12 protein-coding genes are annotated in these 11,242 nt (G+C 44.5%); 5 read left to right on the top strand and 7 right to left on the bottom strand.

Translation table 11 applies throughout. From position 1 onward, the window contains the following. Positions 1–489: 489 nt before the first annotated feature. The 6 genes from accC to cutA all read right to left on the bottom strand — a co-directional run bounded on the left by accC (position 490) and on the right by cutA (position 6,190). Positions 490–1,833, bottom strand: coding sequence for an acetyl-CoA carboxylase biotin carboxylase subunit (gene accC / locus F0261_RS03905; protein ID WP_039221532.1), 1,344 nt, complete (start codon positions 1,831–1,833; stop codon positions 490–492). A 14-nt stretch (positions 1,834–1,847) separates the two neighbouring features. Further along, positions 1,848–2,312: an acetyl-CoA carboxylase biotin carboxyl carrier protein gene (accB, locus tag F0261_RS03900; protein WP_039221534.1), complete on the bottom strand. Its 465-nt coding sequence runs from the start codon at positions 2,310–2,312 to the stop codon at positions 1,848–1,850. Between the two features lie 14 nt (positions 2,313–2,326). After that, complete coding sequence (gene aroQ / locus F0261_RS03895) at positions 2,327–2,767, bottom strand: type II 3-dehydroquinate dehydratase (RefSeq protein ID WP_039221539.1); 441 nt, start codon at positions 2,765–2,767, stop codon at positions 2,327–2,329. A gap of 232 nt (positions 2,768–2,999) precedes the next feature. Further along, positions 3,000–3,827 carry a M23 family metallopeptidase gene (locus F0261_RS03890; protein ID WP_171337271.1) on the bottom strand — a complete coding sequence of 276 codons (828 nt, stop codon included), beginning with the start codon at positions 3,825–3,827 and terminating at the stop codon, positions 3,000–3,002. A gap of 88 nt (positions 3,828–3,915) precedes the next feature. Beyond that, positions 3,916–5,808, bottom strand: a complete 1,893-nt coding sequence (locus F0261_RS03885; protein WP_171337270.1) for a protein-disulfide reductase DsbD — start codon at positions 5,806–5,808, stop codon at positions 3,916–3,918. A 67-nt stretch (positions 5,809–5,875) separates the two neighbouring features. Beyond that, complete coding sequence (cutA, locus tag F0261_RS03880) at positions 5,876–6,190, bottom strand: divalent-cation tolerance protein CutA (protein WP_014977752.1); 315 nt, start codon at positions 6,188–6,190, stop codon at positions 5,876–5,878. Between the two features lie 214 nt (positions 6,191–6,404). Here cutA and F0261_RS03875 point away from each other — a divergent pair, with 214 nt between their 5' ends. From F0261_RS03875 to F0261_RS03860, 4 genes are all read left to right on the top strand, one after another. Beyond that, the gene (locus F0261_RS03875) at positions 6,405–6,929 is read left to right on the top strand and encodes an FxsA family protein (RefSeq protein WP_171337263.1); all 525 of its coding nucleotides are present in this window, start codon (positions 6,405–6,407) and stop codon (positions 6,927–6,929) included. Positions 6,930–7,206: 277 nt separating this feature from the next. Continuing rightward, on the top strand, positions 7,207–7,497 hold the full coding sequence (locus F0261_RS03870) for a co-chaperone GroES (RefSeq protein WP_012520088.1): 291 nt from the start codon (positions 7,207–7,209) through the stop codon (positions 7,495–7,497). Between the two features lie 41 nt (positions 7,498–7,538). After that, a complete protein-coding gene (groL, locus tag F0261_RS03865) occupies positions 7,539–9,176 on the top strand; it encodes a chaperonin GroEL (RefSeq protein WP_014980670.1) in 1,638 nt (545 codons plus the stop codon). Between the two features lie 167 nt (positions 9,177–9,343). Further along, positions 9,344–9,649, top strand: coding sequence for a hypothetical protein (locus F0261_RS03860; RefSeq protein WP_171337262.1), 306 nt, complete (start codon positions 9,344–9,346; stop codon positions 9,647–9,649). 175 nt (positions 9,650–9,824) lie between these two features. On the opposite strand, the gene F0261_RS03855 is transcribed toward F0261_RS03860, so the two are convergent. Further along, complete coding sequence (locus F0261_RS03855; protein WP_171337261.1) at positions 9,825–10,457, bottom strand: hypothetical protein; 633 nt, start codon at positions 10,455–10,457, stop codon at positions 9,825–9,827. A gap of 217 nt (positions 10,458–10,674) precedes the next feature. Here F0261_RS03855 and F0261_RS03850 point away from each other — a divergent pair, with 217 nt between their 5' ends. Next, positions 10,675–11,178, top strand: coding sequence for a hypothetical protein (locus F0261_RS03850; RefSeq protein WP_171337260.1), 504 nt, complete (start codon positions 10,675–10,677; stop codon positions 11,176–11,178). Positions 11,179–11,242 lie beyond the last annotated feature (64 nt).

Genomic DNA, 11,242 nt, shown 5'->3' with positions numbered 1-11,242 from the left:
TTCCCAGAATGAAGCTAGGAAGCTTGCCAGACCTTCCCGAAGGGCGAGTTTAAAATGTCCGTACTCTTTGTTGTGTCACCTTGATGTAGAACCACTATACCTGCAGTAACACGCCGCGATTACGAACATTTTAAATCTCGCTGAGTGGGTAATGATCTATGCAGACTGGTATTACTTAGCGCAACGAATAACGTAATTAGCGCTACGAATAACGGCTTAAGAAAAAAATACAAAAAAAAGCCGGCAGGGATGCCGGCAATAAGTGGAGTGGGACTCCAATGAGGGTAAAACACACAAAAGCATTAAAACTCAGGGAGAAGTCTTAAAACTTGTATGCAGTATAGAACCCGTTTTTAAATAGGAAAATCGTTAAAAATTGATTGTAGTAATCGGAAAATTAGAATGTGCTGAATAGCGAATAGCGAATAGCGAATAGCGAAGAAAGAAAATTGGGCTACACAAAAAACAGCGTGTAGCCCAAAGGGGGGATTAGGCTAAGCCTAGCTTCTTCTCTAGGTAGTGGATGTTGGTTCCACCCGCAAAGAAGTTTTCATCGGCCATAATGGCGCGCTGAAGAGGTATATTCGTTTTAATACCTTCAACTACAATCTCTTCAAGGGCGTGGCGCATACGAGCAATCGCTTCGTCGCGGCTTTCACCATAGGTGATAAGCTTACCAATCATTGAGTCGTAGTAAGGAGGCACGTGGTAGCCCGCGTAAATATGCGACTCCCAGCGAATACCTAAACCACCTGGCGCATGGAACATATTGATAGGACCAGGGCTAGGAATAAAGGTTTTAGGGTCTTCTGCGTTAATTCGACATTCAATAGCGTGGCCACGAATTTGAATTTGCGACTGATCAATTGATAGTGGCTGTCCGGCTGCAATGCGCAGCTGCTCTTTAATAAGGTCAACGCCTGTGATCATTTCAGATACAGGGTGCTCTACCTGAATACGGGTATTCATTTCAATGAAATAGAATTCACCGTTTTCATATAGGAACTCGAAAGTACCTGCTCCGCGGTAGCCAATTTCAATACAGGCTTTGCGGCAGCGATCGCCAATCTTGGTGCGCATTTGCTCAGAAATACCCGGTGCAGGCGCTTCTTCAACCACTTTTTGGTGGCGACGCTGCATTGAACAGTCACGTTCACCTAAGTGAATAGCGTTGCCTTGGCCATCGGCTAATACCTGAATTTCGACGTGACGTGGGTTTTCAAGGAATTTTTCCATGTAAACCGTTGAGTTGCCAAATGCAGCGCCAGCTTCCGCTTGCGTGGTTTCAATGGCTTTAATCAACTCAGCTTCGCTGCGTACTACGCGCATACCACGACCACCGCCGCCGCCCGCAGCTTTAACGATGATTGGGTAACCAATGCGCTTAGCAATGGCTTTGTTGCGCTCTACGTCGTCAGTTAGCGGGCCGTCAGAACCGGGTACACACGGTACGCCTGCTTTTTTCATGGCGTTGATAGCAGACACTTTGTCACCCATAAGGTTGATAGTTTCAGCTTTAGGGCCAATGAAAATAAAGCCACTTTTTTCTACCGCTTCAGCAAAGTCAGCGTTTTCCGCTAGGAAACCGTAACCTGGGTGAATAGCAATAGAGTTAGTGACTTCTGCAGCAGCAATAATGCGAGGAATGTTCAGGTAGCTTTCGGTTGCCGATGCTTTACCAATACAAATTGATTCGTCAGCCAGCAACACGTGCTTCAAGTTTTTATCCGCAGTAGAGTGCACTGCTACGGTTTTGATGCCTAGTTCTTTACAGGCTCTCAAAATACGCAGGGCAATCTCACCACGGTTAGCAATAAGTACTTTATCTAGCATAGTTAAGCACTCGCTTATTCAATGATAAACATTGGCTGGTCGAACTCTACAGGGTCTTGGTTTTCAACCAGGATTGCCTTAACCACGCCTGCTTTATCTGCTTCAATTTGGTTCATCATCTTCATCGCTTCAACGATACAAAGCGTGTCGCCAACTTTTACTTGCTGACCCACTTCTGCAAACGGTTTTGCAGTTGGTGAAGAAGCACGGTAGAAAGTACCGACCATTGGAGACTTAACAACGTGACCCTCTGGCTGTGCTGGCTCAGCTGGCGCTTCAGACGCAGTGGTAGCTGCCGCTGCAGGAGCTGGTGCCATTTGCGGTGCTGCTGGTGCTGCAAAGCTGTAGTTCATTGGCGCTTGAACACCCGTTGGACCACGGTGGATGCGTACAGACTCTTCGCCTTCAGTGATCTCTAGCTCGGCAATGCCAGATTCTTCCACTAGTTCGATGAGTTTTTTAATCTTTCTAATATCCATGTTCTGTCTCTGCTTTATTTTTGCGATTTCGGTAAATTGATTGCTGCAGTAAGCGCGAGCGAGTAGCCCATGGCACCAAGGCCAACAATGACGCCAGCTGCAACATCAGAAAAATAAGAATGATGACGAAAAGGTTCACGAGCGTGAACGTTCGACAAATGCACTTCAATAAACGGGATATTGACACTTAATAACGCATCGCGAAGGGCGACACTGGTGTGCGTGAAGGCAGCAGGATTAATAATAATGGCATCAACAGTTCCCATAGCAGCGTGTACGCGGTCGATCAGTTCATACTCAGCGTTTGACTGAAAATGCGTTAAGGTCACGTTGCTTGACGCGGCCTGCGCCTGCAAATCATCAACGATGTCTTGCAAGGTTTGCGTGCCGTATTTGTCGGGTTCTCTTTGGCCTAACATATTTAAGTTAGGGCCGTTCAATAACAAAATATTCATCTAGTTTGCTGCTATCTTCGGGAAAAAGTCACTGTTATTGCCATTTCAACAAAATTTTGTGACAGTTGCACGAAAAAAAGCCAATTAATTTTCTCGTTTACTGTGTTAACTGCTGATTATAGTGATAGATAAAGATTTCGCAGCAAAATACTGGTCTAATCAGGTGTTTTCGACGCAAAGTTTGAGGTGTGTTTTTACATAAAACCGCCACATGCTGCGTTCTTTAGAGGTATCAGTGTGTGTTGCCAGCAGACGTCTTGGCGAGAGAAAAAGGTACACTTACATATTTACCATGGAACTTAGCCACATAAATACCAAAGTGAAGGTGGGGCAAAGAAGAAAACCCCGTGTTGCCGCTATAACCAATAAGCTGCCCGCGCTTTACAGTTTGCCCTCTTGTTACTACAACACCTTTATATTTCAGGTGGTAGTATTCGCCGGTGGTTCCGTCGCTATGAAGAATAACAACGTAGTTAGCGTATTTTGCAAAACGCATAGAGGGACCGCCTTGGTTACCGTCATCTTTGGTATCTATCACTACGCCATCGCGCGCCGCAAGAACCGGTGTGCCAACAGGGGCGGCAAAATCCAACGCATACCGTGACGCCCCTGAGTGGCTATAGCTTCCATTGAAGCCCTGAACAATGCGGTATTCACCAGCAGGTTGTAGGGGTGATAGATAGGCGTAAGCGTTATCGTGCGAAGCATCTATGCGCCCTACCGTCCATTTCACACGCATTGATTGCCAAAATGCGTGGGTGTCTTTTACTACACCAAGCGGTATTGCCTCATCAGTACTTAAAAACGCATTGACGTGCGCTTTTGACTGTAACGCATCTTCGCCCGTTGGTATTTGAAACAGCGTATCTGAATACAACGTCAGGGCCACAGGCAGTGCCACTTTTCTTTGCACTGTCACCAGATAAAGTGAAGAAGACGAAGGGGTAAGCTCAAAGCAAAAGCGTTTGTTATCAAAGCAGCCTGATGTTTTTGCTGCCACTGAAAGAGAAAAAGAAAAGGAAATAGCAAAGAAGGTTAGCAAACACGCTAACCTTCTCATTAGTGACTGGTTCCAACTCGAAACTAAGATGGCCGAGCCTTGAGACGCTCGCCATGTTAGGGGGAGAAATGCCGCGGATTTAGGCTCCTTAGTTGGAGCCATTATTTTGGACGTTACTGGTGTTAGACCCATCGTTAAGCCATTCGTTTACGTGACCGGCAAAGGCGTCTGCTTTCATAAACCCGGTGACACGGGCTTTGGTTAGCTCGTCGCCGTTTTTGTCAAAGAACAAAATAGTCGGCAAGCCTAGCACCGTAAAGGTGTCGAAAATCTCCTGACGCTCTGGTGTGTTATCGGTAAGGTCCATTTGCATCCATACCGTATTGCTAAGCGCAGATACCACTTTCTCGTCAGGGAACGTGTACTTCTCGAACTCCTTACAGGCTACGCACCAGTCGGCGTACAAATCGACCATCACGGTTTTACCTTTTGTGTTAGCCGCCGCTATTTTATTACGTAAGTCTGCCAAGTCTCGCGCAACAACAAAGTCTGGATGCCCTGCGTGGACACCATCAGAGTCCTCGCCCCAAAGCCCTGTGTTTAGCCCTGCTTGATAAGTAAGGCCAGCACTTCCCATAATGCCTATCGCAACTAAAACAGCACGCACAAGCTTCATGAGCGAGTTTTTGCTGGCGCGATTGAGTACCCAGTAATAACCGAATAAACCAAAGCCAAGCAATGCCCATAAGAAGCCAGTAGCAGGGCTGTTGTATAGACGCTCAATAAACACAATGGCCACGGCAAGCATCATAAATCCGAAGGTGACTTTAACCACATTCATCCAGTTACCTGCTTTAGGTAGCAGTTTTCCGCCTGTCATGCCGAACAGGATAAGTGGAACGCCCATACCAATACTTAACAGGTAAAGAGAGATAAAGCCCAGAGTCATGTCGCCAGTTTGGGCAATAAATAGCAATATGCCGGTGAGCGGGGCAGTAGTACAGGGCGAAGCGATAAGGCCAGACAGTACACCCATAACAAACACACCTGCGAAACTGCCGGGCGTTTGGTTGTTACTCATGTGAGTGAGCTTTTCTTGATACTTTGCTGGCAGCTGAATTTCAAAGCCACCAAACAGGGCAACGGCAAGTGCTACAAATAGCACAATGAATACGCCCAGCACCACAGGGTGTTGCAGCGCAGCCTGAAACTGCGCTCCGGCTACCGCAACCACTAGTCCAAGCAGCGAGTAAGTAATCGCCATGCCTTGTACATAAACAAAGGTTAGCCAGAATGAATGCGATGCGGTTTTAGATTTGCCCTGACCAATCACAATGCCCGACACAATGGGGTACATAGGAAACACGCAAGGCGTAAAGGCGAGGCCTACGCCTAGGGCAAAAAATAGAGCTAGAGTAAGAGCAAGGTTATCTTTATCGATCAGCCTTTGCGCTAAATCGAACTGCTCGCTTTGTGAAGACGACGAGGTAGACGCGCCATTTGATTCTGCTGTCGCATCTGCGTTTACTGCACTATTGCTTCCGACTTCATTTAAATACACCACTTTTACTGTGGGCGGGTAGCAAAGCCCTGCGTCAGCGCAGCCTTGATAGCGAATTTTTACTACGCCGTCACTGAGTGCTGATTCTATGGGCAAAGTAATAGATACGCCGTTGTAAAATACTTCAGACTCACCAAAGAACTCATCTTCAATCATTACCCCATTTGGGTACTCAGGCTCGCCAATTTCGGCTTGTTTCGCCACAAACTTAAACTGTTTAAGGTATAAGTAGTAGCCGTCGGCAATGTCGAAATTTAAAGTAAGAACGTTATCTTTTTGACTAAAGTCAAAAGCAAACGCTTGGTCAACATCGAGAAATTGGGGCTCATTTGCAAATGGGTCGTCAAAAGCACTTGGCACTTGTGCGAACGCAAACGTAACTAACAGCGACATCAAACAAAGCACTGACAATACGGACGCAATAAAGCGACGAAACAGCGAAGCCAACGATAGGCAAGGCGAAGGCAAAAGGGTAGTCATAAGGTTGTCATTCATTTTAATCTATTTTTACGTCTTAGTTATTCTTGTTAAGAAAATACGGGTTCAGTTAGCGCTGCAGTGTGTTTTGTAGCCAATGCCCATAAGCGCTGCTGGCTTCAGCGTTAAGTTCTAACCATTCTGGTACGTCATAGGGGTGAAGTTCACTTACCTTATCAAACGCCTGCAAAACGTATTGTGTATTTGTTTTAATGAGTAACTGACATTCGGTGTCGGTTTCTATTTTTCCCTGCCACTCATACACAGACTCAATACCTTTAATAATGTTAACGCAAGCAGCAAGCTTATCTTCAACAAGCGTACTGGCAATTAATTGCGCTGTCTTTTCATCTGGCGTGGTACATAATACAAGCTTTATTGTCATAAACTTTTCCTACTTTATTTCGCGCCTGTTACTTTGCTAATGGGTCGATATGTAATTGACCTGAAAAGTCGCACTATTCTTTCACAGCGAAAGTATATCACGGTCGTTATCGGTCGCTTTAAGTGGCTATTTAAGCGAAAGGGTGGGCACCTTTTCTTGTTATTACGTACAAAGACCCTATAACAGGTTATGAATACATGAAAGAGGAAGCATTTTGCGGGTTTTATTTATACTGTTTGCCCTATTACCTATTTTAGAGATTGCGTTGCTGATAAATGTGGGCAGCGTGATCGGTGGTTGGAATACCGTTGGCTTGGTACTTCTTTCTGCCTTTATTGGTGCTTACTTTGTTAAACGCGAAGGCGTGAGTACACTGCAAACTGCACAAGAAAAAATGCAGCGAAATGAAGTGCCAGGAAAAGAACTAGTTGAAGGCTTGATGCTGGTGGTTGCGGGTATTTTACTTGTGACGCCAGGCTTTATTACCGATATTTTCGGCTTCTTATTGGCAATGCCAGGCTCTCGTCACTTCTTTGCTGCTCAGGTCAGTAAGCACATGAAAATGCGTGTTGTCGCTCCGGGTATGGGGCCGGGAACTGCAGGCTTCGGACAGGGTCAGACACCGTTTGGGCAAAGTCCTTTCGGTGATCGCTCTAACTCGTCCAATAGTGATGGTGATGTGTTTGAAGGTGAGTACACCGATCACACCACTAACGACCCAGATAAGCGCTTAAAATAGCGAGCCCCAACGCCCTCTCCGTCGGGTTATGAGCGCCGTTTACCGCGATAAACGGCGTTTACTTGCCCAATAAAAAGAAGTATTTAGCGAAAAAACCAATTTTTTTACATTTTTTTGCCTAAAAACCCTTGAAGTTATCTGGGTACTACCCCATCTATCCGTGCAGAAACGATTTTAACAGCTCAGTAATGAGCAACCTTAAACACGCGACGTTTAGATAGTCTGAATGTCGATAATTACATTCATTTGAATAGTGGAATTTTCAGGAGACTTGAAAATGGCAATTCGTCCTTTACACGACCGCGTAATCCTTAAGCGCGCAGAGCAAGAAAGCAAATCTGCAGGCGGTATCGTTCTGACTGGTTCTGCAGCAGAAAAATCTACACGCGGCGAAGTAATCGCAGTAGGTAACGGTCGCATTCTTGAGAACGGCGAAGTTAAAGCGCTAGACGTTAAAGTAGGCGACACCGTTATTTTCAACGACGGTTACGGCGTTAAAACAGAAAAGCTGGATGGTGAAGAAGTACTTATCCTAAGCGAAAGCGACATTCTAGCGATTGTTGAGTAATTACAACTAACGTTAAAACGAATTTTTAGAGGAATTTAATCATGGCAGCTAAAGAAGTACGTTTTGGTGATGACGCTCGCAGCAAAATGCTAAAAGGCGTAAACACACTAGCTAACGCAGTTAAAGTAACACTAGGTCCAAAAGGCCGTAACGTTGTTCTAGACAAGTCTTTCGGTGCACCGACTATCACTAAAGATGGTGTGTCTGTAGCGAAAGAAATCGAACTTGAAGACAAGTTCGAGAACATGGGCGCGCAGATGGTAAAAGAAGTAGCGTCTAAAGCGAACGACGAAGCGGGTGACGGTACTACTACTGCTACTGTACTTGCGCAAGCAATCGTAACTGAAGGTCTTAAGAGCGTTGCAGCGGGTATGAACCCAATGGATCTTAAGCGCGGTATCGACAAAGCGGTAGCGGCAGCAGTTGAAGAGCTTAAAGCCCTTTCTACTGACTGTGCAGACAGCAAGTCTATTGCTCAAGTAGGTACTATCTCTGCAAACTCTGATGCAGAAGTTGGCGATATCATTGCTCAAGCAATGGAAAAAGTAGGTAAAGAAGGTGTTATCACTGTAGAAGAAGGTCAGGCACTTCAAAACGAACTAGACGTTGTTGAAGGTATGCAGTTCGACCGCGGTTACCTTTCTCCATACTTCATCAACAACCAAGAAAACGGTACTGTTGAACTAGACAACCCGTTCATCCTATTGGTTGACAAGAAGATTTCTAACATCCGCGAACTACTTCCTACCCTTGAAGGCGTAGCGAAAGCTGGTAAGCCGCTAATGATCATCGCTGAAGATGTTGAAGGCGAAGCGCTTGCTACACTAGTAGTTAACAACATGCGCGGTATTGTTAAAGTTGCAGCGGTTAAAGCACCAGGTTTTGGTGACCGTCGTAAAGCAATGCTTCAAGACATCGCTATCCTAACTGGCGGTACAGTAATCTCTGAAGAGATTGGTCTAGACCTTGAAAAAGTGCAGCTTGAAGACCTAGGTACTGCTAAGCGCGTAGTTATCAACAAAGACAACACAACAGTTGTTGACGGTAACGGCGACCAAGAAGCGATTGAAGGCCGTTGTGCTCAAATCAAAGGTCAAATTGAAGACTCTACGTCAGACTACGACAAAGAGAAGCTTCAAGAGCGTCTAGCTAAGCTTTCAGGCGGTGTTGCAGTAATTAAAGTTGGTGCAGCAACTGAAGTTGAAATGAAAGAGAAGAAAGACCGCGTAGAAGATGCACTACACGCAACTCGCGCAGCGGTTGAAGAAGGTGTGGTACCTGGTGGTGGTGTAGCACTAGTTCGCGCAGCAGCTAAACTTGCTGACCTTACTGGCGACAACGACGACCAAACAGTAGGTATTAAGCTTGCACTACGTGCAATGGAAGCGCCTCTACGTCAAATCTCTATCAACTCAGGTGCAGAAGCATCAGTAGTAGTTAACGAAGTGAAGAACGGCGAAGGTAACTACGGTTACAACGCAGGTAACGACACTTACGGCGACATGCTAGAGATGGGTATCCTTGACCCAACTAAAGTAACGCGCTCTGCACTACAGTTCGCATCTTCAATTGCTTCACTAATGATCACAACTGAAGCAATGGTAGCTGAACTACCTAAAGAAGACGCACCAGCAATGCCTGATATGGGCGGCATGGGCGGAATGGGCGGCATGATGTAATCAATTGCTGTCTCTTATAGTCCTTTAAAATCAATGGCTTATGTTTAATGTATACAGTTAAGTATACGCAAATGTAGACAGTGATGTAGGACGAAAAGAAGCTTCAAGAAAGGCGTTGGGTTTAGACTCAGCGCCTTTTTTTCTCAATGTAATAAATGGAAGTAAAGATGAAGTATGCAATGTTAGTCTCATTACTAGCGGCAATATCAACTAATGCGACAGCGCAAAATGCAGATAGAATGAATATGGCAGTGTGCCTTGATGCATCATTTGTAAAAGGCTTTGCTGTGTTTAATGAATTCATGGAGGAGTGGAAAAAGGAAGTTTCACATCTGTCAGCTTTGGACGCCGAAAAGTACGAGTTTGCAGGAAGGGATTTTAGAAAAGAACAGATGCTTGCGACAGGGAACGATAGAAACACGCAACGTGAAGAGAACTGGAACAGCAGAAACTGTAAAAGGTTTCTAAACTAAAAATTTGCTGGTTCATTTGTAAGTTAAACTATCAGTGTTTCTTTTTATCTTAAGCTCTCGAACTAATATATTCGACAAATGCATAAGTTAAGCGGCCGACCTTTAAAAACCTGTAAAAGTTACAGCTAGGTCGCCGCCCAAAAAGCTTACATTATCAGTACTGTAGCGGCTTTATCTATTTAATATGCGCCACGTAAAAAGTCTTTAAGTTGGCCATAAAGTCTGGAGTAATATCAGAAGGTTCATAAATAACTGAGCGCTCACTGCCTGATACTTTCACGGCTAAACTGGAAGCATTCATGATTTTTTCATACTCAGATTTTGTAAGAAATATTGCACCAGACTCAATGATTTCACTCGATGCAGAACGGCTTACTGAGTTGTAGTAAGGTACATCTGCCCAGTCACTATTTGGCCCCTCGACTTCTTTCACTATTGGACTTTGGCCATCGACTACGAAAGAAACTTTACTCAATATTCCTAAACGATTTGGTCCACCGTAAGCGGTGTCAAACTGCGTCATATTATATATATCGAATAAAACACTAATCAGTGATGAATTGTCAGAAGAGCGAACCGCTACAGGGTTTAAAAATACTCCTTTGCCATCTATATGAGTACCGCCAGCAACCGACTTTGTTGAAATACGATTGTTTGAGGAGTAGTAAGTGATATTTTTAGACTCTTCAAATCGATTATCTGCTTGAGTAATTGTAAATTCGCCAGGTCCGAACAAACCACCTTGGCCTTGCGTAGCAGCGCAACCAGACAGAAACAGCGCAACAATTATGAAGGTTACTTTTTTCATTAGTTAAATTCCCTATTAAGTTTGAAAATAAAATACAGTAAGCAATGTAAAAGTAATAATCAGCTTCTGCATAGCGGCATGCTAAACTATTTTTGTTCATTAAGGCTATGGTTTTATCCACGTTGAGCTGTATATTGGAAAGCATTATTGCAGTAATAAATAGCTACCTACTAGTCATGCGTGGCGGACAACAGTCCACATGCTTATGGAGAAATATATGTACAAGGGAATGCTTATAGCTCTGTTGATGCTCGCTCATTCATCTGCCTTTGCAGGAAAGATATCAGAACTGTTTGCTGATGGTGCTTTCGGAGTTAAATGGGGGGCGGACATAAAGCAAGTTCGTGAAGTTCACCCCGAAGGTGAGATAAAGAAATACGTCGGTATCCTTAATTACGTAGTCCCTCACTCTAAGCCTGTCCTCAAAATAAACCGAAGAGACTCTGAAGTTACTTTTACATTCGACTCGACAGGAAAACTTCATGCTATTGGTATTAGTTTTGAGGGCAGTGATGTCGTAGAGCTATTTAGTAGCCTTAAGACCTACTTCGGGGAAAACAAGCCTTTGTCAAATTCGCCTCGAATCGAGTGGGAAAAAGATGGCTCAATTAAAATGTACCTTCTGTCTATGCCATCTGGTTTCTCAGTTAAGCCTATTCTTACAATTGAAAACGTTGCAATACAGAACGATGCATCTAAAGATGAATTAGGCTTTAATTAGTTTAGGATGGGACGGCCTCCCGCAATCTAAAGCAGCTTGAATATTATGGGGTTATATAATTAAT

Origin of the sequence: Alteromonas sp. 07-89-2 (assembly GCF_013113925.1) — a bacterium.
GTDB classification, from domain to species: domain Bacteria; phylum Pseudomonadota; class Gammaproteobacteria; order Enterobacterales; family Alteromonadaceae; genus Alteromonas; species Alteromonas macleodii.
The sequence above is the reverse complement of the archived record's forward strand: the minus strand, read 5'-3'. Positions and strand labels throughout refer to the sequence as shown.